Source organism: Curtobacterium sp. Curtsp22, assembly GCF_059492135.1.
Window position 1 is genome coordinate 2,324,787 of the sequence record NZ_CP168519.1, and the last position, 22,485, is coordinate 2,347,271.

Annotated in this window: 24 protein-coding genes; 10 read left to right on the top strand and 14 right to left on the bottom strand. The window is 72.1% G+C overall.

The window, feature by feature from the left end; all coding sequences use genetic code 11:
- Window positions 1-4 precede the first annotated feature (4 nt).
- Window positions 5-1,288 carry an SGNH/GDSL hydrolase family protein gene (locus ACEN8D_RS11195; protein ID WP_413398245.1) on the bottom strand — a complete coding sequence of 428 codons (1,284 nt, stop codon included), beginning with the start codon at window positions 1,286-1,288 and terminating at the stop codon, window positions 5-7.
- Window positions 1,289-1,470: 182 nt separating this feature from the next.
- The gene (locus ACEN8D_RS11200; RefSeq protein WP_495601013.1) at window positions 1,471-2,106 is read right to left on the bottom strand and encodes an SDR family oxidoreductase; all 636 of its coding nucleotides are present in this window, start codon (window positions 2,104-2,106) and stop codon (window positions 1,471-1,473) included.
- A 169-nt stretch (window positions 2,107-2,275) separates the two neighbouring features.
- On the opposite strand from ACEN8D_RS11200, the gene ACEN8D_RS11205 reads away from it, so the two are divergent.
- Complete coding sequence (locus ACEN8D_RS11205; RefSeq protein ID WP_071302239.1) at window positions 2,276-2,830, top strand: TetR/AcrR family transcriptional regulator; 555 nt, start codon at window positions 2,276-2,278, stop codon at window positions 2,828-2,830.
- Window positions 2,831-2,897: 67 nt separating this feature from the next.
- Window positions 2,898-3,371, top strand: a complete 474-nt coding sequence (locus ACEN8D_RS11210) for a hypothetical protein (RefSeq protein ID WP_413398243.1) — start codon at window positions 2,898-2,900, stop codon at window positions 3,369-3,371.
- A 29-nt stretch (window positions 3,372-3,400) separates the two neighbouring features.
- Here ACEN8D_RS11210 and ACEN8D_RS11215 read toward each other — a convergent pair whose 3' ends face one another.
- The 8 genes from ACEN8D_RS11215 to ACEN8D_RS11250 form a co-directional block, all read right to left on the bottom strand.
- Window positions 3,401-3,712 (bottom strand): YciI-like protein, encoded by a 312-nt coding sequence (locus ACEN8D_RS11215; RefSeq protein ID WP_413398242.1) that lies wholly within the window; start codon window positions 3,710-3,712, stop codon window positions 3,401-3,403.
- Window positions 3,713-3,787: 75 nt separating this feature from the next.
- Window positions 3,788-4,396: a TetR/AcrR family transcriptional regulator gene (locus tag ACEN8D_RS11220; RefSeq protein ID WP_413398240.1), complete on the bottom strand. Its 609-nt coding sequence runs from the start codon at window positions 4,394-4,396 to the stop codon at window positions 3,788-3,790.
- Between the two features lie 68 nt (window positions 4,397-4,464).
- Complete coding sequence (locus ACEN8D_RS11225) at window positions 4,465-5,022, bottom strand: MarR family winged helix-turn-helix transcriptional regulator (protein WP_413398239.1); 558 nt, start codon at window positions 5,020-5,022, stop codon at window positions 4,465-4,467.
- 47 nt (window positions 5,023-5,069) lie between these two features.
- Window positions 5,070-5,252 carry a hypothetical protein gene (locus tag ACEN8D_RS11230; protein ID WP_413398238.1) on the bottom strand — a complete coding sequence of 61 codons (183 nt, stop codon included), beginning with the start codon at window positions 5,250-5,252 and terminating at the stop codon, window positions 5,070-5,072.
- Window positions 5,253-5,419: 167 nt separating this feature from the next.
- Entirely contained in the window at window positions 5,420-6,391 is a 972-nt protein-coding gene (locus ACEN8D_RS11235) for a glycoside hydrolase family 6 protein (protein ID WP_413398237.1), read from the bottom strand.
- Window positions 6,392-6,499: 108 nt separating this feature from the next.
- Complete coding sequence (locus tag ACEN8D_RS11240; protein WP_495601014.1) at window positions 6,500-7,075, bottom strand: hypothetical protein; 576 nt, start codon at window positions 7,073-7,075, stop codon at window positions 6,500-6,502.
- A 1-nt stretch (window position 7,076) separates the two neighbouring features.
- Window positions 7,077-9,092, bottom strand: a complete 2,016-nt coding sequence (locus tag ACEN8D_RS11245) for a primary-amine oxidase (protein WP_413399364.1) — start codon at window positions 9,090-9,092, stop codon at window positions 7,077-7,079.
- 77 nt (window positions 9,093-9,169) lie between these two features.
- The gene (locus ACEN8D_RS11250) at window positions 9,170-10,663 is read right to left on the bottom strand and encodes an APC family permease (protein ID WP_309777739.1); all 1,494 of its coding nucleotides are present in this window, start codon (window positions 10,661-10,663) and stop codon (window positions 9,170-9,172) included.
- Window positions 10,664-10,865: 202 nt separating this feature from the next.
- On the opposite strand from ACEN8D_RS11250, the gene ACEN8D_RS11255 reads away from it, so the two are divergent.
- The 7 genes from ACEN8D_RS11255 (at window position 10,866) to ACEN8D_RS11285 (ending at window position 16,961) form a co-directional block, all read left to right on the top strand.
- Complete coding sequence (locus tag ACEN8D_RS11255) at window positions 10,866-12,383, top strand: APC family permease (protein WP_413399365.1); 1,518 nt, start codon at window positions 10,866-10,868, stop codon at window positions 12,381-12,383.
- The gene (locus ACEN8D_RS11260; RefSeq protein ID WP_495601015.1) at window positions 12,380-13,030 is read left to right on the top strand and encodes a helix-turn-helix domain-containing protein; all 651 of its coding nucleotides are present in this window, start codon (window positions 12,380-12,382) and stop codon (window positions 13,028-13,030) included. The genes ACEN8D_RS11255 and ACEN8D_RS11260 overlap by 4 nt, the downstream gene beginning before the upstream one ends.
- A gap of 125 nt (window positions 13,031-13,155) precedes the next feature.
- Window positions 13,156-13,587, top strand: a complete 432-nt coding sequence (locus ACEN8D_RS11265) for an Hsp20/alpha crystallin family protein (RefSeq protein ID WP_071294275.1) — start codon at window positions 13,156-13,158, stop codon at window positions 13,585-13,587.
- A gap of 11 nt (window positions 13,588-13,598) precedes the next feature.
- Complete coding sequence (locus tag ACEN8D_RS11270) at window positions 13,599-13,919, top strand: hypothetical protein (RefSeq protein ID WP_413400226.1); 321 nt, start codon at window positions 13,599-13,601, stop codon at window positions 13,917-13,919.
- 74 nt (window positions 13,920-13,993) lie between these two features.
- Window positions 13,994-14,680: an SDR family NAD(P)-dependent oxidoreductase gene (locus ACEN8D_RS11275; RefSeq protein WP_413400225.1), complete on the top strand. Its 687-nt coding sequence runs from the start codon at window positions 13,994-13,996 to the stop codon at window positions 14,678-14,680.
- A 320-nt stretch (window positions 14,681-15,000) separates the two neighbouring features.
- Entirely contained in the window at window positions 15,001-16,293 is a 1,293-nt protein-coding gene (locus ACEN8D_RS11280; protein ID WP_413461391.1) for a sensor histidine kinase, read from the top strand.
- On the top strand, window positions 16,290-16,961 hold the full coding sequence (locus ACEN8D_RS11285) for a response regulator (protein WP_413399911.1): 672 nt from the start codon (window positions 16,290-16,292) through the stop codon (window positions 16,959-16,961). Before ACEN8D_RS11280 ends, ACEN8D_RS11285 begins: the two co-directional genes overlap by 4 nt.
- 15 nt (window positions 16,962-16,976) lie before the next feature.
- Here the strand turns inward: ACEN8D_RS11285 and ACEN8D_RS11290 are convergent, their stop codons facing one another.
- Window positions 16,977-17,708 carry a TetR/AcrR family transcriptional regulator gene (locus tag ACEN8D_RS11290; RefSeq protein WP_309777729.1) on the bottom strand — a complete coding sequence of 244 codons (732 nt, stop codon included), beginning with the start codon at window positions 17,706-17,708 and terminating at the stop codon, window positions 16,977-16,979.
- Between the two features lie 79 nt (window positions 17,709-17,787).
- Between ACEN8D_RS11290 and ACEN8D_RS11295 the strand changes: the two genes are divergently transcribed.
- Window positions 17,788-18,630, top strand: coding sequence for an NmrA family NAD(P)-binding protein (locus ACEN8D_RS11295; protein WP_413399912.1), 843 nt, complete (start codon window positions 17,788-17,790; stop codon window positions 18,628-18,630).
- Here ACEN8D_RS11295 and ACEN8D_RS11300 read toward each other — a convergent pair.
- From ACEN8D_RS11300 to ACEN8D_RS11310, 3 genes are read right to left on the bottom strand one after another with little or no spacing between them, the layout of a single operon-like run.
- A complete protein-coding gene (locus tag ACEN8D_RS11300; protein WP_309777725.1) occupies window positions 18,623-19,393 on the bottom strand; it encodes a triose-phosphate isomerase family protein in 771 nt (256 codons plus the stop codon). The genes ACEN8D_RS11295 and ACEN8D_RS11300 overlap by 8 nt on opposite strands.
- Window positions 19,390-21,096 (bottom strand): dihydroxyacetone kinase family protein, encoded by a 1,707-nt coding sequence (locus ACEN8D_RS11305; protein ID WP_413461390.1) that lies wholly within the window; start codon window positions 21,094-21,096, stop codon window positions 19,390-19,392. Before ACEN8D_RS11305 ends, ACEN8D_RS11300 begins: the two co-directional genes overlap by 4 nt.
- Window positions 21,093-22,475 (bottom strand): MFS transporter, encoded by a 1,383-nt coding sequence (locus ACEN8D_RS11310; protein ID WP_413398986.1) that lies wholly within the window; start codon window positions 22,473-22,475, stop codon window positions 21,093-21,095. The genes ACEN8D_RS11305 and ACEN8D_RS11310 overlap by 4 nt, the downstream gene beginning before the upstream one ends.
- Window positions 22,476-22,485 lie beyond the last annotated feature (10 nt).

Sequence of the window (22,485 nt, forward strand, 5' to 3'; positions counted from 1 at the left end):
GGTCCTACCGGATCACGAGGTCGTCGAGCCGAGCTCGAGTGTCGGTGATCCGGACACCGCTCCTCGTGGCGGACCCGTTGAAGCTGTCCGCGCTGGAGTACACGGCGGGACCGTCGACGTAGACCTTGATCTTCGCGCCGTCGGCCCGGACCCGCACGGTCGACCCCGGCTTGACCTCGCGGCTCAGTGCCTTGCCGATCTGGATGAACCGCCCGTTGACCCGCTTGTAGACCTTCGCGTTGCCCTTGCCCGACCCGTGGACGTCGAGCACGAAGTAGTCCTTGGCGCTGCTCAGTCGCCACACCGGCCCCGCCCCCTTCGAGGAGATCGCCGTCATGGTGAGGCTGATGTCGACCGCAGCCTTCTTCGTGTCGACGGTGGCCGCGGATTCACGAACGGCCCCGCTGCTGGCTCGGTAGGCACGGCCACCAGAGATGCCGTACTTCACTCCGCCGACCGTGGAGTAGGACCGGCCGTGCAGGTCCTTGCCGAGTCCGGTGATCATGTCGGGCCGGTTGAACGAGTCGTAGCGAACCGCCGGTGCCGGCGTCAGGACGTTCTGCCCCTCACGGAGTCGCACACCGCTCAGTGCTGAGGTGATCGCCTCGGTGATGTGCGCCTGCCCGACGTCGTTCGGGTGCTGCCCGTCGGGCCCGATCATCGTCGCCTTGTTCCATCCGGTGAAGGCATCGGCGATGATGACCGATCCGTCCTTCGGGTACGCCGCGACGACACTGCGGAGGTAGCGGTTGTACCGGACGACGTCAGCGTCGGTCGGGGGTGACGGGTACCACGCGTAGCCCTTCGTCGTCGACGGGGTGTCGAGCACGATGACGATCGTGGGTGGGAACGGCCCGGTTCCCCGCACCCAGTCGATGAAGCCCCGGACGTTCGCCTTGAACGTGGCCTCGGGCACGTGGCGGCCGACGTCGTTCTGGTTCCCGAGGTACGAGACGACCCCGTAGTCGCCGCGGTTCCACGTCGAGCGCGCGCGGTCGAGGATCTGCGCCGTCGAGGCCCCGCTGATGGTCTCGTTCGACCAGAGCGACGGGTCCGCGCCGAGGCTCGAGCGGACCATGGACGGGTACATCCGGCTCGGCACCGAATCGGAACCGAGTTGCACCTGTCCGAACGAGTGACCGTACGCGGCGTACCGCACACCACGCAGCGCGTCGTTGCCGGGCGACGGAGCGGCCTGCACACCGCCCGGTAGGAGCGCACCGATGACCGCGAGGACGGCAGTGGCCGCCGTGATCACGGCAGAGCGGTGGCCACGGGTCGTGCGCATGTTCGTCCCCCTCCGGACGCCCCATGCGCCGCGACAGATACGGGCGCATCGATCGCACCCCCGCCCACGTTAGGGCAGAAACAAGCTCACCTTCTGCTCCCCGTTCGCGTGACACGCAGAGGAACGGGGCAACGCCCCGCCTGGAGATGACGACCGGACCGGACCGTTCGGTCGGGCGAGCGCTACCGGTCGCGGGCTGCGAGCCACTCATCGAACGTCGGGCCGACCACCTCGACGTCGTCTGCGGGCAGGAGTGCACCGCCCTGGAACGCCCGGCCCGTCCGGCCCGGGATCGGCATCGGGACGGGCACCACGCCGGGATGCGGCAGCGCCGTCGTCATCGCCCACAGGGACGTCGTCTCGGGCCCGGCGACCTCCACGACCGGCGCGGTCCGCCGGCCCGTCGCGACCTCGGCCACCACCGTCGCCACCGCTGCGAGCGACACCGGAGCGATGGTCATCCGCGGCACGAGCGCGATCGGCCCGACGCGCAACCGCTCGAGGTTCTGCGCGGCGAACTCGAACCACTGGGCCGAACGGACGATCGTGGCGCCCCGGCCCGCCGCTCCCGCTGCCCGCTCCTGGGCGGTCTTGCCGGCGAAGTACCCGTAGCCCTGCACCTCGGACCTGGTGCAGTTGAGGATGGACAGCAGCACGTGTCGCGCCCCGGACCGTTCGGCCGCCGCACCGACCACCGCCGTCGAGCGCGTGAAGAAGTCCGTCGCACGCCGCCGACTCGTCGTGAACCGTCCGGTCGCCTCGACGACGACCTGCGGCCGGACCGACGCCAGCCGATCGACCGCGTCGTCCGCGAGCACGTCGAACCCCGATGACCGAGACAACCTCGTGACCGAGCAGCCGTGTGCCCCCAGCGCTGCCTCGATCGCGACTCCGGAGATCCCGCCCCCGACTGCAACCCGCATCCTGCCCCCTTCGGCTCTACATCCGTAGAGAACACTACGATGGTAGAGGCGAGAGGGGAAGAGCATGGGGCGACGCGAGGACCTGGCGGACGCGGGAGTACGGCTCACCGCTCGCGGTGGGGTCCGAGCACTGACGCACCGGGCAGTCGACACCGAGGCCGGCGTGCCCGCCGGATCGACGTCGTACTACGCGTCGACGCGGCGCGAACTGACCGCGCTCGTCGTCGCGCGCATCACGGAGCAGCTGTCGACGGAGCTGGGCGCGTTGCGTCTCCCCGAGCCACTCGACGACGCGACGGTCGTCGAGGTCGCCGCCACGTTCCTCCAGGGCCTCGCAGAGCGGGCGGAGGCGCAAGCCGCTCGCCTGGCCCTCCTCCTGGAGCTCCGGGACGACGAAGCGCTCCGCGCACCCCTGACCGGCGCCGACCCGGTGCGCGCCGCGCTGCTGGCCACGGCGGAGGACCTGCTCGTCCGCATCGGCGTCGACCACCCCCGGCGATCCGCGGTCGACCTCGTCGGACTCGTCGATGCACTGCTCCTCTACCGCGTCGCGGGGGTCGCGCCCGTGGACGACCGAGCGGTGCTCGGCGCGTACGTCGCAGGGCTCCCGCGCAACTGAACGCCCCCTCACCGACTCGCAGCTGCACCGGGCGATCGGCGGGTCCACCCCCTGCCAGCATGAGCGCGTGGGGAGACGTCGGCTCGTGCTCGGATCGGGGGTCGCCGCCGTGCTCGTGGCGGCCGGCACTGTGACCGTGGTGTCGGTGACGCACGCGCAGACCGTGGCGGTGCGGCTCCCGCCCGCGAGCGCGTCCTCCGAACAGGTCCTCCGCGTCTACCTCCGGGCCGCGAAGGCACACGACTGTGCTGTCACCGAGGCCCTCACCGACGACAGCGGCGGTCCGGACGCGGCCTGGTGCGGCGGACGCACCCCGTCCTCGTGGTTCGACGACCACCCCGACCTGCTCGGCTACCGGCACATCGGGGCGGTCTCGCGACTGAGCGCGAAGGAGACGGGCCGATCCGCGGAGGAGTGCATCCCGGTCGACGTCACCGAGACGAACATGACGGGCGCCGAACCCGGCGACCTCCCCGGGTGGCAGTTCTGCTTCCTCCACACGCCGGCCGGCTGGCGCCTGTCCGACGAGGGCTACGGCTGACCCGATACCGTCGCCGGTTCCCGCGAGCTTCAGTCGGGGCGGACCGGTCCCGCCGCGAGATCGCCCACCACGGTCGTCCACGGTCGCGCGGTCCACGACGTCACGAGTCCCCCGGTCACGTACGGGTCCGTCGCCGCGAACGCCCGCGCACGCCCGAGCGCGTCGTCGCCGACGAAGACGATCAGCGCGGTGAACGGTCCGCTTCCCTCGCCGACCGCACCGCCGAGGAGCAGCTCGCCGCGCTCCGCCGCAGCCCAGGCCGCCCGGAGGTGCTGCTGGCGGAACGCGTCTCGGCGCTCGAGGTAGTCGTCGACGTAGGTGTGCTCGAGTACGGCGTGCATGGTCCCGCTCCGATCCGGTCGTGCGCGGGACCCACGGCCCCGCTGACACGAGTGTGGCAGGACCGGCGGGTCCGGTCAGCCCGCCGGCGGCACGATCTGCTCGAGCAACCGCAGCACCCGCTCGCCGTCGACCGCGTCGGGGTCGAGCAGCCACTGCACCTGCAGTCCGTCCGACGCCGCGATGCTCAGGGACGCCAGGTCGACGGGGTCCAGGTCGGCCCGGATCCGCCCGGACGCCTGGTCCGCCGCGATCAACTCCGCCAGGTCCGCCCGCAGCCGGGTGAACCGTTCCCGCATGAACTCCCGCGTGGCGGGGTGCCCCTCCTGCACGGCATCGGCCGCCAGGGTCGTGTACAGCTGCACCAGCCCCGGGACCGCGCGATTCCGCGAGGCGCTCTCCCGCATGTCCCCGATCGCGGACTTCATCCGGTCCGGTGCCCCCTGCTCGCGGACCTCGTGCTCGCGGTAGACCGCGAGCAGCAGTTCGTCGCGGCTCGGGAAGTAGTGCCGCAACGCCGCGTGGGTGATCCCGAGGGCGTCGGCGACGGATCGCAGCGACGACGCGTCGACACCCTGCTCGGCGACCATGCGGATCGTCTCGTCGAGGATCTGCGTCCGTCGTTCGGCACCCTTGCGGTAGCCGCGTCGCGGCAGGGCCGCGTCGTCGTCGGCAGGGTGCGTCATGCGCCCAACTTACCGCTGGAAGGTTTTTTCCGGGAGGCGCGGCTCGGCGCCGTCACGGACCGCCCGCTTCAGGAGTCGTACGGCTCCGCGTCGCCGTCCGGGTCGACGGTGTACTCGTCGACGGGAGCGGGCGCGCCACCGACGAGGGCCTCGGTGATCTGGACGAGGCAGCGGGCGAGGACGTCGTTCTCCTCGGAGGACAGGTGGTCCATCACCTCGACCACGGCTTCGTGGAAGCGTGCGTAGGACGCGTCGATCTTCTTCGCCGCCTGCACCGTGGGCTCGAGCACCTGTGCCCGACGGTCGGTGGGGTGCGGGGCGCGGACGAGGTCGCCCTTGTCGACGAGCCCGTCGACGATCTTCGTCACCGACGCGTTCGACACGTTGAGCATGACGGCGAGGTCCTTCGGGCCCATGGCCCGGCCGTCCCGGTGCGCCTGGAGCATGTACCGGACGGCGAGGAACTCGTTCTTGGTGAGACCGCTCTCCGACCGCGCCTGTTCGAGCTGCTGCTCCTCGGCGTGCTGCAGCCGGAGCAGTGCGTCCACCGATCCCTTCGCGGCACGCGACCGGGGTTCCCGGGCGTAGAGGTGCATGTGCTCGCGGCGGACGACGGTCAACGGCATCTGGTCGGGTGTTCTCTCTGCCTGGTTCGGATCGGTTGTGGGGAAGGCTACGCGGCGGGCACCGTGAAGAAGTCCGCGTAGGACGGTTCGGCGCGGCCCGACAGGAGCGACGGGTCCTGGATGCGGCGCTGGACGTAGGCGTCGATGACGGCGGGGTCGGTCAGGCCGACGCGGGTGTGGGTCCCGCCGAGCCGTGCCTGTCGCGGCATCCCGGTGTACGTGCTGTGCATTGCGATACCGCCCCTCGTCGTCGTTGCTGTCCCCAACGGACGCCCGAAGTCTTTCACAACGTGAACGATCAGCAAAACGAACAATTCGTGTTCTGTACGGTTCACGCACTGAACAGTCAGGCCAGTCGAACTACATCACTGTCATTCACTCGGGAGTCGCGTGCCGTTCAGCGGTTCCGGACGAGGGCGGCAGCACCCGCCGGGAACCACTGGCCTGCTGGCGGACCGCCGTTGCACGTTCCGTCGCTCTCGCCGGGCAGCTTGATCCACAGCAGCGCGTCGAGCCCGGTGCCGTCGTGCACGACCGCCGGGTCGTGCCCGAGTCCCGCACTCGCGGCGTTGCACCACTCTCCAGTGGCTCCCCGGCCGTTGCGGGACACGTCGATGACGTAGTGACCGCCGGTCCGGGCGCGGAGCTGCTCGGCGTAGGCCCGTTCGCCCGAGGTCGGGTAGTGGTTGGACACGTTGAGCGAGAAGCCGCGCGCGTCGGCGACCCCGGCGTCGCGGAGCAACGCCGCCATGGTCGCCGGGGCGACCCACGCCTCGTGGCCGGCGTCGATGTACACGGCGGCGCCGGCGGCCGCGAGCTGGTGCACGGCCGTCCGGATGAGCCGCAGCCGCACGGTCGGGTCGGCTCCCCGGCAGGAGACGGACTGCGCGAGCGCGTCCGGTTCGACGATCACCGCGGCCCGGTGCCCCTCGAGGGTGTCGGCGAGGACGCGGTTCCAGCTGCCGTACGCGCTGGGCGTCAGTCCGCCGGAGGAGTAGCTCCCGCAGTCGCGCCCGGGGATCGCGTAGGTGACGAACACCGGGGTGGCTCCCTGCGCCCGGGCGGCGGCGAGGTGGCGGTCGACGGTCGTCCGGAGCGAGGAGGGCGACAGCCAGTCGCCGAGCCAGACGCTCGAGGGCCGTGCTGCGATGGTCCCGGCGATCGATGCGTCAGCCGCGCGGCCGGCAGCGGCGAGCGAGGACGCCTGTCGTGACGCGGTCGTGTCGGCGGGGCGAGCGATGCCACCGGGGAAGACGTCGGACCCCTGCGCTCCGGCCGACCGGGCCCACCCGAGCGCGAGGACTCCGCTGGCGACGACGACGGCCGTGGCGATCGCGACTGCGCGGAGGTGAGTGCGGAGGTGCTGCATGGTGCGACCTCGTTTCCTGATCTGGTCGGCGAGCGTGGTGAGTGCTGCCAGTCGAGGCTCCCTCCTGCCCCGCAGCCCGCGTCACCGTTTCACAGGCAGGACTCGGGTTCACAACATCGCGACGGCCATCACGGCGACGGCGATCCCCATCGCGAGCGTCTCGACGAGGCCGAGTGCTGGAGCGCGGTGCCGCACGCCGTCACGCACCATCCGGGCCGTCAGGACCAGATGGCCGACGGCGAGTCCGACCAGCACGACGTGCCACGTGGCACCGACGACCCCGACGTGCTGGTGCACCCCGACCGCCACGACGCCGTGCCCCACGTCGTCCCCCATCCCGCCGACCCCCAGCGCTCCCATCGCGAGCAGACCGAGCGACGCGTGCAGTCGCCCGTACCGGCCGTGCGCCGACCCGGCCCGGCCCGCCCGGGCCGAACCGTCCCTCCCGGCACGCCCCGACTGGAAGCGGTGCACGGCGGCCACCGTGACGGCGAGCAGCGCGAGGACCACGAACCAGACCACGCCGGGCAGGACCCGTGGCCCGACGACCCCGTCCAGCATCGCCGCGACCATCACGACGGCGGCGACCACGTCGACCGCACGGCCGGGGCGCCACGCCCCGACCGTGCAGCACGCCCCTGCCGACGCCGGCACGATCGCGGCGAGGCCGAGCACATCGGTCACGTCAGTGCCCGTGGTCGTGCGCCACCGCGTCGTGCGCTGCTCCGACCCCGCCCGATGTGTGGTGCGAGCAGTGCGACGCGTCGGTCGCGCCGATCGAGGCCGGTACGTTCAGCGCCGGGTTCCGCGGGAAGAACCCATACGGCTTGAGCGTGAACTTGGCGTAGTCGACCGGCATGACGGGCCAGTCCTCGGGCCGTGGGAAGTGCGTCGGTCCGAACGTGTGCCAGAGCACGATGTCCTCGCCGTCGAGCGACCGGTCGCCCTCGACGTACCGCGCCACCCCGTCCCCGCCGGGGTTCTGGTGCACGAAGTCCCCCGCGGCGAAGCGCTCTGCCGGGTCGTACTGCGTGACGTACAGGTGCTTGCGCGCGAACTCCGCACGCGACGCGACCGAGGACGAGTCGTCGGCGAGCAACACCGGGGCGTCCTGCGGGTACAGCACGTACCCGGTGGGACGGTCGAGGTGGTTGCGCTCCTCGGTGTTCGAGACGAACCACGTGCGGGCCTTCGAGGCATCGGCGAGACGCCCGGACGTCGACTCCGATGCGATGCGGGTGACCGACTTCGTGAACGCGTTGCCGTGCTCGTTGCCCGGCCCGACCGGCACGCGCACCGCGTCGACCTCGTCCACGGCGTTCGACAGCCCGTCGACCATCATGTCCAGCCGCGCCGAGAACAGGTGCTGGTGGTACGGGGCACCGAGCCCCGGCGCCACCTCGGACGCGTACGGGTAGTCGTCCCCGCCGTCCGCACGCCCCGGGTAGGAGCTGGTGAAGAGCACGCCGGTGAGCTTCGCTTCGCACTCGATCGTGCCGTCCAGGTAGAGGTACCAGTAGAAGCCGTAGTCGTAGTTCCCGACGGTGGTGAAGAACGAGATCACGAGGCGGCGGGACCGGCGGACCTCCTGCGAGCCGGTGTAGATGTCGCCGTGCTTCCAGAGCGTGCCGAAGTCCTCCTCGTGCATGCAGATGCCGTTCCGGATCGTCTGCGGGTTCCCCAGTTCGTCGGCCAGCACCGCGTCGAAGTACCTGATCTCGCCGACGCAGTCGCAGCCGAGTTCGAGCGAGTTCGTGAACCGGCCGAACAGGTACTCGCCGGTGTCGAAGTAGTTCTGCCAGAACCGCACGGGCGAGGGGTCGCCGTACGGCACGAGCATCTCGTCGATCGACGCCCGGTACACGATCGGGCGCAGCCGCTCGCCGTCCTGCCACGACAGCTGGCGGAGGACGAGTCCCTCGCGGGCGTCGAAGCCGACCTGGAACCGCCAGTTCGCCCACTCGACGAACTCGCCGTCGACGCGGAAGGAGGGGCCCTCGGGCTGGGTGATGACGATCGGCTTGAGGTCGAGCGGTTCGCCCTGCACCGCGGGGTCGTCGAAGTTGCCCGAGGTCGTCGGAACGGGCATGTCCGCGACGTCCACGATCCGCGTGACGGCACGGTTCGCCGCGTCGACGTAGGCGGACAGCCCGTCCACGGGGTGCGCCCACACGTGGTCGGCCGGGTGGTCCTGCTTGAAGGCGAGGACGCGCAGGATCCGTCGCCCCACTTCCTCCGGGAAGTCGTAGTACCCGGCCGACAGCGGGACGCACTTGACCTCGTCGACGGAGAGACCCCGCTTCGCGAGGGCCGCGACCCAGCGTTCGTCCGCACCGGCGATCTCGCCGACGGCGTCGAACTCCTCGATGAGGACGGGCAGCTGGCCGCGTGAACCGTCGAGCACGTCGGTCCGCAGGACGCTGCCCGTGGTGATCGACACGACGCTGTCGGTGGAGCGCCCGGTCGCCATGTCGAGGAGCATCACGCGTGCCGTGCGGTCGGGCATCGGACCGTCGCCCGCCTGCCACGCCAGGACCTCCTGCTTGTGCGGCTCCTCGAGGCCGACGTAGGCGAAGCGCGTGGTGTCGGTCCAGTCCGGCTGCGCGGTGACGAGGTCTCGGACGGCGGTGAACTCGTCGGGGGTCAGGCTGCCGAGCGGGTGGGTCGTCACGGTCTCGGGGGTCGGGTCGGTGATCGTCATGTGCGTCGTGCTCCTTGCGCGTTGCGTCGTGCGTGGGGTCGGGTAGAGGCCTGGAGGCGCGGGTCGGGTCCGTGCGGTCAGCTCTCGGTGGCGAGGCGGTCGAGCATCTGCTCGTAGCGCACGCGGCTGCGGCGGCGCAGCACCACCGCCTGCACCACGCCGACGGCGGGGACCACCACGACGAGGCCGGTGAGGACGGTGCTCACGACGCCGAAGACACTCGCGCCGGAGGCGTCCACGTCACCCACGAGCGTCGGGAAGTTCACCCAGATGAGCACGGCCGAGGCGATGAGTCCGACGAAGCCGAGGCTCGGGGCGACCACCGTGTTCCAGACGCGACGATCCGCCCGGTTGCGCCGGAAGTAGACGATGACGGCGAGGCTCGTCGCGGCCATGAGGATCGCCACGCCGAGGGTGGCGACACCCGCGAACCAGCTGAACACCTGCAGCACCGGGTCGAGGCCGAGCACCGCGAACAGGACCATGAGCACGGCTGCGGTGACGGTCTGCACGATGCTCGACGTGTGCGGGGAGGCGTGCTTGCGGTGCACGTCCCCGAGGCGTCCCGGGAGCAGCGACGCGTTCGCCATCGAGTGCTGGTACCGGGTGATGACGTTGTGGAAGGAGAGGACACAGGCGAACATGCTCGTGAGCAGCAGCACGTTGAGCACGGCCTCGCCAGCGGTGCCGATGTACCGCGCTGCGGTGGTGAGGATGAGCGAACCCGGGTCCTTCGCGGCCTCGGCCAGGACGCCGTCGGGGCCCCAGGCCATGACGAGCCCCCACGACGCCAGCGTGTAGAACACCCCGATGCCGATCACCGCGGTGTAGGTCGCCCGCGGGATGGTGCGCTCCGGGTCCTTCGCCTCGTCGCGGAAGATCGCCGTCGCCTCGAACCCGATGAACGCCGCGATCGCGAACATCAGGCCCACGCCGGGCGACCCGGACAGCACCTGCGTGGGCTCGAAGGGTGCGAGTGACAGCCCCGCGGCCCCACCACGGAACACGACGGCGGCGACGAGCACGAGCACGATGCCGACCTCGCCGACGAGCAGGACCCCGAGGACCTTGCTCGACAGGTCGATGTGCCGGTAGCCGAGGAGCCCGACGAGCGCCACGACGACGAGCGACCAGACGTACCAGGGGACGTCCGGGCCGCCGAGGCCGCTGACCGTCACCGCCAGCAGGTACCCGATGTACCCGTGCACGCTGACCTGGATCGTCGTGTAGGTCAGCAGCGCCAGGGTCGCGGCACCGGCACCGGCCGGGCGCCCGAGCCCGTGGCCGACGAACGTGAAGAAGGCCCCCGGCCGCGGCACGTGCCGGGTCATCGCGGCCAGGCCGACCGAGAACAGCAGCAGGACGACAGCGGAGATCGCGTAGAGCGACGGGAAGCCCACACCGTTGCCGAGGAGCATGCCGAGCGGGGCGGCTCCACCGACGACGGTGAGCGGAGCGGCGGCCGCGACGACCATGAACACGATCGCGGTGACGCCGAGCGAGCCGCGCATCGTCCGTTGCGGCGCGGGGACGGCTCCGAGTGACGCGGGGTCCTTCGTGATGCTGGACATCGTGACCTTCCGGTTCGGGTTGGGAGGGGTGCCGGGTGGCGTGGGACCACGGTCCCGCGCCGTGGTTGCAGCGCTGTTCCGCCCGCGTGAAACCCGCTCGCACCCGAATGGGACGCCCGTGGGCGCGGTGTCTCGTTTGCGTGAGACACCGACGAAACACGGTCGGCACACCGGGGCAACGCCGCCGCCGTACGGTGGCCGCATGACCGCGCTCGACCGTGCCATCGCCGACCCGCCACGGGTGCCCGGCGTCGGCACACGTTCACCCGTCGACGGCCTTTCCCGCCGCAGTGTCGGGCCCGCCGACGTCCTCGCGCAGTCGGTGTCCGCGGTCGCCCCGTCCGCCGCGGCGACCACGATCCCGGTGCTGGTCGCGACGGTCGCCGGCCAGGGCGCCACATGGTCGCTGCTCGCCGCGATGGCGCTGTCGTTCCTCGTCGGCCGCACGGTGAACCAGTTCGTCCGACGCGTCGCCGGCACCGGGTCGCTCTACACCTACGTCTCGCTCGGCCTCGGGCCGGTCGCCGGGGTGGTCGCCGGGGCCGCACTGCTGCTCGGGTACGGGTTCATCGCGATGTTCTCACTCACCGGCAGCGGCTACTACCTCGACTACCTGCTGTCCCGGTTCGTCCCGTCGGCGGGTGGGAGCGCCCTCGTCACCGTCGTCGTCGTCATCGCGACGGGCGCGGTCGTGTTCGCCGTGATCGCCCTCGGCGTCCGGGTCTCGACGCGGTTGACGCTGCTCGTCGAGACGCTGTCGGTCGCGGTCATCGTGGTGCTGATCGTGGCGCTCGTCGTGCGCCTGCACCCGGTGGATGCGTCCGCCGTGGCACTCGGTCCGACGGCGCCGGCACCGTTCGCCGTCGGGACCGCCCTCGCCGTCACTGCGTTCGTCGGCTTCGAGAGCGCCTCCGTCCTCGGCGTGGAGGCACGTCGCCCCTTCGCCACCATCCCGCGCGCGATCTCGTGGACCGTCCTCGTCGCCGGAGCCCTCTACCTCGCCAGTGCGGCGGCCCAGCAGCTGGGGTTCGCCGCGATGGGTGCCGACCTGGCCGACAGCGCCTCGCCCGTGAACCAGCTCGCGAACGCCTCCGGCGTCCAGTGGATCGGGTGGGTCCTCGACCTCGGGATCGCGGCGTCGTTCGCCGCCTGCGCGATCGCCTCGACCACGGCGCTCGTGCGGGTCCTGTTCGCGATGGGGCGCGAAGGGGTGCTCCCGCGCGTGCTCGGCCGGGCGTCACCACGCTTCCGGACACCGTTCGTCGCAGGCGTCCTCGCGTGCACGCTGCTCACCGCGCTCCCGGTGGCCGGCCTCGCGAGCGGGATCCCGACCTGGTCCCTGATGGAGGCCGAGCTCGTCGTGGCCGCGCTCGGGTACCTGGCCGCCTACGCCCTGACGTGCTTCGCCGCCCCGGTGTTCCTCCGCCGGATCGGCGAGCTGACCACGGGTGCCGCGATCGTCGCGACCGCCACCGGTGTCCTGCTGACCGCCGTCCTCCTCACCTACCTCGGGGTCGAGGCCGCATCCGTGCACCGTCCGGCCGTCGTCCTCGCCGTCGGCACGGTCGTCGCGGTCGTCGTCGTGTTCTTCGTGGTGACCCGCAGACGGCCGTGGCGGCGAGCCGGGAGCCGCGCCGTGTACGACGTGCCCGTCGAGGCGGACCTGCTCCGCGCCTCCCGGCCCACCGCCGGACCCGGCCACGGGACGGGGGTGCGGTGAGCGAACCCGGTCTGCGCGCACGGCAGCCGAAGGCGGTCCAGAACGCCCTCGCGGTGCTCGAGGCCGTCGCGCACGCGGGGCCGGGCATCACCGCGCAACAACTCTCCGACGTCCTCGGCATGCCGCGGGCGACGACCTACCGGCTCATCACGCTGCTCGTCGAGGACGAGTACCTCGTCCGCATGCCCGACCTGCGCGGGTTCGCCCTCGGGCACAAGGTGGCCGAGCTGGCCGGGGTCACCACGCAGTCGGCACCCACGCCGCTCCCCCGGGCCGTGCGGTCGGTGCTCGCCGACGTGCGCTCGGCCGTCCGGGCCGGCGTGCACCTCGCCCGCTACGACCACGCCGGCATCCGGGACCTCGACGTGGACCCGGACTTCCCGCTCCTGGACGAGGCGGCGCTCCGCGCGCGACCCGGCGCGAGTGCGATGGGACGGTTGCACGCCGCGGGCGGTCGAGCGCCCGTGCACCAGACCGGGGCGTTCGCGAAGGGGTTCGGGTGCCTGGCGCTGCCCGTGCTCGGGGAGGGCGGGCAGCTCGTGGCGGGGTTGACCCTGTCGGCGCCCTCTGCCCGCATCGAGGCGCCGGGCGAGGCGCTGGCGCTGCTGCGGGGCGCGGTCGGGCGGCTCGAGCCGCTGCTCGGCTGACCGCGCGGATCCGCGGCTCCGAGCGGATTCCGAGCGTTCTTTTGGCACTCGCCAGGCTTGAGTGCTAAAACATGTCGCAGTTGAGTCGAGGGGACTCAACAGCAGACACGAAGGAGTTGACACCGATGACGATGAACTTCGATCCGTTCCGCGAGCTGGACCGTCTCGCCGGCTCCCTCCTCGGCACCGCGGGCCCCCGCTCGATGCCGATGGACCTCTACCGCACTGGTGACCACTACGTCCTCGACGTCGACCTGCCCGGCATCGACCCGGGTTCCGTCGACATCGACGTGGACGGCTCGGTCCTGACCATCCGCGCCGAGCGCACCCTCGGCGCTCCCGAGGGCTCGCAGTGGCTCACCCGAGAGCGCCAGCCGGGTACGTACGTCCGTCAGCTGACGCTCGGCGACGGCCTCGACGCCGAGCGCATCACGGCCGGCTACGACAACGGCGTCCTGAGCGTCACGATCCCCGTGAAGGAGTCGGCGAAGCCGCGCAAGATCGCCGTCACGACGGGTGGCGGACGCGAGCAGCTCGCCGTCGGCAGCGGGGAGTAGGAGCGGCAGCCGTGTTCGACCTCGTCAACGCCCTGGTCTCGATCGCCGCCGTGACGGTCGCGCTCGCGCTGTCCAGTCTCGACCGACGGACCGCGGTCCTGCTCGGGGCGACGGGCGGCCTCGCGGGGAACTTCCTGACGTGGCTGGCCGCCCCGTCGCTCTGGGACCGGTGGGCCGTGGTGCCGTGGGTCGCCGCCGTCGCGGGCACCGTCCTGCTCATCGCGGGGTGGAGCGCCGTCCGGGCGTACTCGGGCCTGTTCGAGCCGCCGCGTGCGGACGAGACCGACACCGGCGCGCTCCTGACGGTCGGCGGGAGCGGCCGCAGCAGCTGATCGAACCGACGACGCCTCGGGCTCGGTGCACGACGTGTGCCGAACCCGAGGCGTTCCGGGCGTAGCGTGACGGCGTGGACCTCGAACTGCAGAACCGTGTCGCCCTCGTCGTCGGAGGGAAGGGGTACATCGGCGCCGCCGTCGCCGATCGACTCCGGGCCGAGGGGGCGACCGTCGTCGTGGCCTCCCGCAGCGCCGGCGACTCCCCCGACAGCGTCGCGATCGACACCGCCGACCAGGCCTCCGTCGACGCCGGTGTCGCACGGGTGCTCGAACAGCACGGCCGGATCGACGCCCTCGTCGTGACCGCGGCCCCGAGCGCCGGCACCCTCGACCCGGCGAAGAAGTCCGACCCCGAGCAGGTCCTCACCGCGATCGACGGCAAAGCACTCGGATTCCTCCGCGTCGCCAACGCGGTGCTTCCGACCCAGCGTGAGGCCGGGTTCGGACGCGTCGTCGTGATCAGCGGACAGAACGCCTACCTGTCGGGCAACATCACCGCGTCGCTCCGCAACACCGCGGTGAGCGTCATCGCGAAGAACCTCGCCGACGAGGCCGCCGGCTCCGGCGTCACGGTGAACGTCGTCAACCCGGGGCTGGTGACGGACACCCCCAGCACCGAGGTCCGCCCCGGTGGCCCTGGCGACTCCAGCCCGCAGCAGATCGCGGACCTCGTCGCGTTCCTCGCGTCGCCGCTGTCGGTGGTGTCCGGTGAGTCGATCTCGATCGCCCACCGCGTGCTGGGCCAGATCACCATCTGACCGACGGGCGGGTCCGGCAGATCGGTGCCACCTGCGGGCCAGGAGGCGCGGTGCGGGCCCGACCCGCGCCTCCTGGCCGCCACCCGGTCGCGTCGCGACGGACCAGACGCCTTCATCCGTGCGGATGAACGCGTTCACCCGTGCGCCCGATGCCCGGCGCGCGCCGCTCGGCGAGGCTCGGAGCATGGAGTCCTCGACGAAGCACACGATCGCCACCCTGCTGGTCTGCGCCGCGATCGTCACGGTCACGGCCACCGCCCTCATCGCGATGTCGCCGGTCCCGTGACCGGCGGACGACGCCCCCGTGCGATGATCGTGCCGTGACGGAACGGCGCACGTTCATCCGGCCGCTCGCCACCCGCTCGATCATCATCGACGTGGCCTGGGCGGTCTTCGCGGCGTTCGTCTTCCTGCTCCCGATCGACCTCGAGCTCGAACACGCGAGCTTCTTCGCGGTCCTCGCCGCGGCCGGGGCGATCGCGCTCCGACGGGTCTCGCCGTCCGCGGCGATGCTCATGATCGTCGTCCTCGGCATCGTCCAGGTCGGCGGCGGCGAACGGCCGTCGCTCGTCGACATCGCCATCTTCGTGGTCATCGGCACGGCGGCGGTCGTCGGCACGCGCGGTGAGGTCATCGTGTCGGGCCTGCTGGCGTTCGTGGCCGGCATCAGCGCGACGCTCTACCTCGCACTCACCGGCTTCCGGTTCCTCGTCCTCATCAACGGCCCGCGCGACCAGGCGTTCCTGGCGATGGCCGCTCCGGTGACGGCGCTCCTCGGGGTCTGGGCGGGCGGGGTCGCCGTCCGGGCATTCCGTTCGCGGGACCGCGAGTCCGAACGCCGGGCGGACGCCGAGGCCGCGGCGTCCCGAGCCGAGGCCGTCGCCACCGAGGCCGAGGCCACCGCCACCCGGGCCATCGACGTCGCCGAGTCCGAGCGGATCCGTGCGGACATCGCCCGCGACGTGCACGACGTGGTCGGCCACTCCCTCGCCGTGATCATCGCGCAGGCCGACTCGGTGCCGTTCCTCGCCGACGAGGCCCGCATCCGCGAGGTGAGCGCGACGATCGCGAGCACCGCCCGGAGCTCCCTCGTCGAGGTCCGGCAGGTGCTCGGGCACATCGACGGCTCCGGCGCCTCGACCGACCCGGGGTCGCTCGAGGAGATCGTGCAGGGCATCCGCGAGGCCGGGGTCGACGTCGACCAGGCCGTCCGCGGGGTCCCGGTGGTGCTCGGTCCGGAGAGCGGGACCGCCGCCCGCCGGGTGCTGCAGGAGATGCTCACGAACGCGCTCCGACACGGTGCCCCCGGGATGCCGGTGACGGTGCGGGAGACGTGGCGGTCGGCCGACCTGGTGCTCGAGGTCGAGAACCTCGTCGCGACCGCCGGCACGGCCGCGCCCGGCGCCGGCACCGTCAGGACCGGACCGGTCGCCGTCGGGACCGGCCCCGTCGCCGTCCCGCCGGTGAGCACCCGCGGGTCCGGCCGTGGCCTCGCCGGCATGCAGTCCCGGCTCACCGCACTCGGCGGGTCCTTCGACGCCGCCGTCCTCGACGACGTGTTCGCCGCACGTGCCCGCATCCCGTTCGACGTCCTTGGGGGGACCAACCGATGACCGATCCGATCCGCATCCTGCTGACCGACGACCAGGCACTGTTCCGTGCAGGCCTCCGCGTCGTGCTCGACGCCCAGGACGACATGGTCGTCGTCGGCGAGGCGTCCGACGGCGCCGAGGCCCTGGCGCGCATCCCCGAGCTGCGACCGGACGTGATGCTCCTCGACATGTGGATGTCGGGCATGGACGGGGTCGAGACCGTCCGGCAGCTGTTCTCCGGCGCGGTCGAGGGGCCGCTCCCCCGCGTGGTCGTGCTGACGACGTTCGGCCTCGACCCCGCTGCCGCCACCGCGATCCGCCTCGGCGCGAGCGGGTTCCTGCTCAAGGACACCACGCCGCCGTTCCTGTTCGCGGCCGTCCGGGCGGTGCACGAGGGGAGCTCGGTGATCGCGCCGAACGACCTCTCGCAGCTGTTCGGCGCCGACGTCGAGCGCGCGCCGGCGCCGCAGCCCGAGGCGTTCCAGTCGCTGACGGACCGGGAGCGCATCGTGTTCGGCTGGGCCTCGCGCGGGTTGTCGAACGCGGAGATCGCGGCGAAGGAGTTCGTCACGGAGTCCACGGTGAAGACGCAGATCTCGAGCATCCTCGGGAAGCTCGCACTGCGGGACCGGGTGCAGCTCGTGGTCTACGCGCACGACCACGGGCTGGCGGGCGCTCGCGACGCTTGACGCGCCGGCGTCGACCTAGCGCTGGCCGGCCACCCGGTCGAGCCACTCGGCGAGCACTGCGCGCTCGGCGACCGACAGCACGTCGAGGTCCGACGCGACCGCCCGCAGCGTGATCGCGGCAGTCGTCACGGCATCCGCAGCCGGGGAACCCGACGGCTCCGGCGGGTCCGCCACGAGGATCCTCCCCGACACCGCCGCGAACGCCTCGTCTGCCAGGCTCGGATCGCGTTCGTCCGCCGGTGTCGACAGGATCGCCAGCACCGCCCCCGTCCCGGCCGCGTGCACGAGGTCCACCGCCAGCCGTTCCGGGACGGCGAGCCGTCCGGCTTCGGCGACACGCCGGATGCGCTCGGCGAGCAGTGCGGTCCCGGCGCGTGCCGCCGCCGAGCGACGTCCTCGCTCGGGGTCGCTGAGCAGCACGAAGAGGTCGGGGTTCGCGAGACCGAAGCCGATCGTCATCGACCACCCGTGCCGGAGGTCATCGACGGGATCGGTGCGCTCGTCCCGTGCAGCCCGGACGGCCTCGGCCTTGACCGCGGCGAAGGTGGACATCGCGTGTTCCGCGACGGCCTCGAGCAGGCCGTCCTTGTCGCCGAACAGTCGGTAGATCGTCGGTGCCTGCACCCCGGCACCCTCGGCGACGGCTCGCGTGGTCACCGCCGCAGCCCCCCGCTCACGGAGCATCGCACCGGCGACCTCGACGATCCGTGCCCGCGTCTCGTCTCGCTGCGTTGCCTGCTCGATCACGGAACAACGATAACAAGACAGCGATAGCAGTGTGTTACCTTCGATCACACCAATCGGTTACCAACGGTACGGAGCAACCATGATCGTCATCACCGGCGCCACCGGCGCACTCAACGGCGCCACCGCGGACCACCTCCTCGAGCACCTCGACCCGTCGGGGCTCGCCGTCGTGACCCGCGACCCGAGCCGGGCGCAGCGTTTCACCGATCGCGGGGTCGAGGTCCGCCGGGGCGACTACGCCGAGCCCGACTCGCTCCCCGCGGCCTTCTCGGGTGCGGACCAGCTGCTGCTCGTCTCCTCGAACGACCCGGGCGCGGACGCCGTCGCGCTGCACCGCGCGGCCATCGACGCCGCCGTGCACGCCGGGGTGGGACGGATCCTGTACACGAGCCACCAGGGCGCAGCCCACGGCTCGCCGTTCGCACCGGCCGACGGCCACGCCGCGACCGAGGACCTGCTCCGCGCCTCCGGGTTACCGTGGACGAGCCTGCGCAACGGCTTCTACGCGCACAGCACGGCCTGGTTGATGGGACCGTGGCAGTCGACGGGCGCGGTCTCGGTCCCCGTCGACGGTCCGGTGTCGTGGACCGCTCGCGAGGACGCCGCCGAGGCAGCCGCCCGCATCCTGCTCGCCGACGAGCCGTACGACGGCCCCGTCACGCTCACCGCACCGTCGGCACCGACGTTCGGCGAGCTCGCGGAGTTCGCGTCCGAGCGCTCCGGCCGCACGATCGGGTTCGAGGTACTGGGCGAGGACGAGTGGCTGGCCCGGTCGACCGCCGGCGGCCAGGACCCGCACATGGCCGGCTTCCTGCTCGGCATGTACCAGGCAGCGGGACAGGGCCGCTTCGCCGGGACCGACCCGCTGCTCGGCCAGCTGCTCGGGCGTGCACCGCGACCCGTCCAGGACCAGATCAGCTGACGTCGAGCGCCGCCACCTCGTCGAGGATCGTGGCGATCGCCGCCGGATCGTGCGCGAACCGCCCCAGGAACAGGCCGCCGATCCGCCCCTGCCCGCGGGTGAGCAGCCCCGGTCCGGCACTGCCGCCGTAGATCACCACGGACCCGGAGAGTTCCGGCCGCGTGGCCAGGTGCTCCTCGATCCCCGCGAGCACGCCGACGACGTGCTCGTCGGGTGCCGGTGCCGGGGCGCCGATGGCCCACACCGGCTCGTAGGCCACGACGAGCGGCCCCGCCAGTCCGTCCGCGACCGCCGTCGAGACGGCCCGGTCGAGCTGCGCGGTCACCTCGGCGACGGTCTCCGCTCGGGAGGCTCGGGTCGCCTCCCCGACGCAGACCAGCGGCCGCAGGTGGTTGCGGAAGGCGGCGTGCACCTTCCCCGCGACCTCGTCGTCCGTCTCGTGGAACAGGGAGCGCCGTTCGGCGTGGCCGATCTCGACGAGGTCGACGCCGATCTCGCGCAGCTCCGCACCGGTGACCTCGCCGGTGTACGCCCCCGCGTCGGCCCACGACAGGTCCTGGGCGCCGAGCAGCACGGGAGCACCGGCATCGGTCAGGATGCGGCGGACCGGGACGAGCGCCGGGAACGTCGGCACCACGAAGAGGGACGCAGCACCGGACGTCACCGCGGGGTGCCGCCGGGCGACGTCCGCGACCTCGGCCGCCCACGACAGCGTCCGGGCGTGCGAGAAGTACGTCTTGAGCGACACCCCGATGGTGATCACGGCGCGACGGCCTCCACGATCAGCGCGAAGGACACCGCTCCCGGGTCGACCGTCCCGACGGCGTGCTCGGCGTGGGTCCGGGCCCGGCCCTTCCTCGGCAGCAGCTCGGCGGTGCCCTGCGCAGCGTCCTGCGCGGCGGACACCGCCGCACGCCAGGCATCGGGGAGCGCCGCACCGTCGTCGACCCGCGAACGGAGGGCCTCGCGGAACGGGACGAGCGCGTCCACCATCGTCTTGTCCCCGGGCACCGCGCCGAAAGCGAGGACCGCCTCGGTCGCCGCACCGACGGCCTCGACGACGTCCGCACCCGTCGGACGCGAGTCGTCCCCGAGGACGCGACCCAGTGCCTCCAGGGCCGCGCCCCAGATCGCTCCTGAGGTCCCACCGGCCTTGTCGGACCAGGCGTCGCCGGCGATCCGCAGCACGCTGCCCGCACCGGCTCCACGCTCGACGGCGTCGGACGCGGCCTCGGCAGCGGCGTGCGATCCCCGCTGCATGCCGATGCCGTGGTCCCCGTCACCGGCCACCGCGTCGATGCGGCCGAGTTCGTCGGCGTGCTCGTCGATGACCGAGCGGACCGCGGCGAAGCCGGCGGCGACCTGGACGGCGAGGGCCCGGGAGTCCTCGCTGGCCGGGCCGACCTCGTCGGGTGCCGCGTCGGCCGCCACCACGGAGGGTGCGACGCGCTCCGCCGGGACGGCGCCGCCCTTGCGGTAGGCGGGGGTGTCGGCCGGGGCGACCCAGAGTTCCTCGAGCTCGTCGTCGAGCCAGAAGAGGGTCAGTGAGACGCCGGCCATGTCGAAGCTCGTGACGAGTTCGCCGACCTCGGGCTCGACGATGACGACGCCCGCGTCGACGAGCCGGCGCTGCACCGAGCGGTAGACGACGAAGAGCTCCTCGTACTTCACGCTCCCGAGCCCGTTGAGGATCGGGACGACGCGGGAGCCGGCGGCGGTGATCCCGGCCGGCAGTTCGTCGAGCAACCGGTCGACGAGCAGCGCGGCGAGTCCGTCGGCGCTCGGGACGTCGGTCTCGTCGATGCCGCGTTCGCCGTGGATGCCCATGCCGATCGCCATGCGACCCTCGGGGACGGTGAACAGGGGTTCCTCGGCGCCGGGCAGCGAGCAGCCGGAGAACGCGACGCCGAAGCTGCGGGTCCGGTCGTTCGCCCGCTCCGCGATCGTCGTGACGGTGTCGAGGTCGTCACCACGTTCCGCGGCCGCTCCGGCGACCTTGAACACGCAGAGGTCCCCCGCGATCCCGCGCCGTTCGTGCGCGCGATCGGCGGGCGCGCTCACCACGTCGTCGGTGACCCGCACCGTGCGGACGCTGATCCCGGAGGCCTCGAGCGCGCGTGCGGCCGCGTCGAAGTTGAGGACGTCGCCGGCGTAGTTGCCGTAGCTCAGCAGCACCCCGCCGCCGTGCTCGGAGGCCGTCGCGACCGCCGTGACCTGCTGCGCGCTCGGGCTGGCGAACAGGTTCCCCATCGCCGCACCGGCCGCGAGCCCGTGCCCGACGAGCCCGCCGAACGCCGGGTAGTGCCCGGATCCGCCGCCGATCACGAGCGCGACCGTGCCGTCCGGCGACGTGGTCGACCGGGCAACCCCGCCGTGGACCTTCCGCACCCGGGAGCGGTTCGCGGCGACGAACCCGTCGGTCGACTCGTCGGCGAAGTCCGCGGGGTCGTTGAAGAGCCGGGTCATCGCTCGTCCCCCTGGGCGCGCACGTGCGTCGTGTCGAGCAGCTCGTCCGCCTTCGCGCCACGGAAGTACTTCGTGCAGAAGATCATCACCGCGGCCACGAACGCCAGGACCCCGAGCGACACGATGCCGAACGCTCCGCTGTCCGTGGGCACCACGTCGTTGATCGCGGTGCGCATGATCGGTGCCACGAACCCGCCGAGGTTGCCGAGCGAGTTGATGAGCCCGATGCCCGCGGCCGCCGCGGCCCCGGTCAGGAAGGCCGTCGGGTACGCCCACGTGATCGGTCCCACCGCGAGGAAGCTCGCGACCGCCAGCGTGATGAACAGGATGCCGAGGATCGGCTGCCCGTTCGCGCCGGCCCAGGCGGACCCGAGGATCGACAGGCCGGTGGTGATGTAGAACCAGGTGCCCCAGCGTCGACGACGGCCGACGGTGTCCGCCCGCGAACCGACGAGGTAGCAGGCGACGAGCCCGACGAGCCACGGGATCGCCGCGACCAGTCCGACCTGCCAGCCGACGTCCTGCCCGAGCAGCGACGAGACCTGCTGCGGCAGGTAGAACGTCGTGCCGTACACGGCGACCTGCAGGCAGAAGTAGATGATCGTGAAGTACCAGACGCGGCCGCTGGCCAGCGCCTTCCAGATGCCCGTCGGGCCGTCCTCGCTGCGGGCGGTGTCCTCACGGGCCATCGCGGCCGTGAGCGAGTCCTTCTCCCCCGGCTCGAGCCACTTCGCCTGCTGCGGACTGTTCGTCAGGAACACCAGGGCCGCGATGCCGGCCAGGACCGCGAGCAGACCCTCACCCGCGAACATCACCTGCCAGCCGTGGAACGGGGTGGCCTGGTCGCCGAAGCTGATCAGTCCGCCGGACAGCGGTGCGCCGATCATCTGCGAGAACGGCTGCGCCAGGTAGAAGATCGCGAACATCCGCACGCGGACCTTGTTCGGGAACCACTCGGACAGGTACATGATCACGCCGGGGAAGAGTCCGGCCTCGGTCACGCCGAGGATGAACCGCAGGACGATGAACATCGTGTCGTTCGTCGTGAACGAGAACAGCGCTGCGACGATGCCCCACGTGATCGCGATGCGGGCGAGCCAGAAGCGTGCACCCAGGCGCTTGAGCAGCAGGTTGGACGGGATCTCGAAGATCGCGTAGCCGATGAAGAAGATGCCGGCGCCGAGCGCGAAGGCGGCGTCGGAGATGCCGCGGTCGACGCTGAGCGCCTCCTCGGCGAACCCGACGTTCGTGCGGTCGAGGAACGCGACGAAGTACAGGATGACGAGCATCGGCATGAGGTGCTTCGTCGCCTTGCCGATCGCCGACTTCAGGGCCGGGTCGTGCGTGGACCCGAGCGCGGGGGCAGGGGGAAGTGACACGGGTTCGCTC

Coding starts and splice junctions, on each gene's coding strand:
- ACEN8D_RS11195 (WP_413398245.1), bottom strand. CDS start 1,288: ATGCGCACGACCCGTGGCCACCGCTCTGCCGTGATCACGGCGGCCACT.
- ACEN8D_RS11205 (WP_071302239.1), top strand. CDS start 2,276: ATGGGGCGACGCGAGGACCTGGCGGACGCGGGAGTACGGCTCACCGCT.
- ACEN8D_RS11215 (WP_413398242.1), bottom strand. CDS start 3,712: ATGCACGCCGTACTCGAGCACACCTACGTCGACGACTACCTCGAGCGC.
- ACEN8D_RS11220 (WP_413398240.1), bottom strand. CDS start 4,396: ATGACGCACCCTGCCGACGACGACGCGGCCCTGCCGCGACGCGGCTAC.
- ACEN8D_RS11225 (WP_413398239.1), bottom strand. CDS start 5,022: ATGCCGTTGACCGTCGTCCGCCGCGAGCACATGCACCTCTACGCCCGG.
- ACEN8D_RS11230 (WP_413398238.1), bottom strand. CDS start 5,252: ATGCACAGCACGTACACCGGGATGCCGCGACAGGCACGGCTCGGCGGG.
- ACEN8D_RS11235 (WP_413398237.1), bottom strand. CDS start 6,391: ATGCAGCACCTCCGCACTCACCTCCGCGCAGTCGCGATCGCCACGGCC.
- ACEN8D_RS11245 (WP_413399364.1), bottom strand. CDS start 9,092: ATGACGATCACCGACCCGACCCCCGAGACCGTGACGACCCACCCGCTC.
- ACEN8D_RS11250 (WP_309777739.1), bottom strand. CDS start 10,663: ATGTCCAGCATCACGAAGGACCCCGCGTCACTCGGAGCCGTCCCCGCG.
- ACEN8D_RS11255 (WP_413399365.1), top strand. CDS start 10,866: ATGACCGCGCTCGACCGTGCCATCGCCGACCCGCCACGGGTGCCCGGC.
- ACEN8D_RS11265 (WP_071294275.1), top strand. CDS start 13,156: ATGACGATGAACTTCGATCCGTTCCGCGAGCTGGACCGTCTCGCCGGC.
- ACEN8D_RS11285 (WP_413399911.1), top strand. CDS start 16,290: ATGACCGATCCGATCCGCATCCTGCTGACCGACGACCAGGCACTGTTC.
- ACEN8D_RS11295 (WP_413399912.1), top strand. CDS start 17,788: ATGATCGTCATCACCGGCGCCACCGGCGCACTCAACGGCGCCACCGCG.
- ACEN8D_RS11305 (WP_413461390.1), bottom strand. CDS start 21,096: ATGACCCGGCTCTTCAACGACCCCGCGGACTTCGCCGACGAGTCGACC.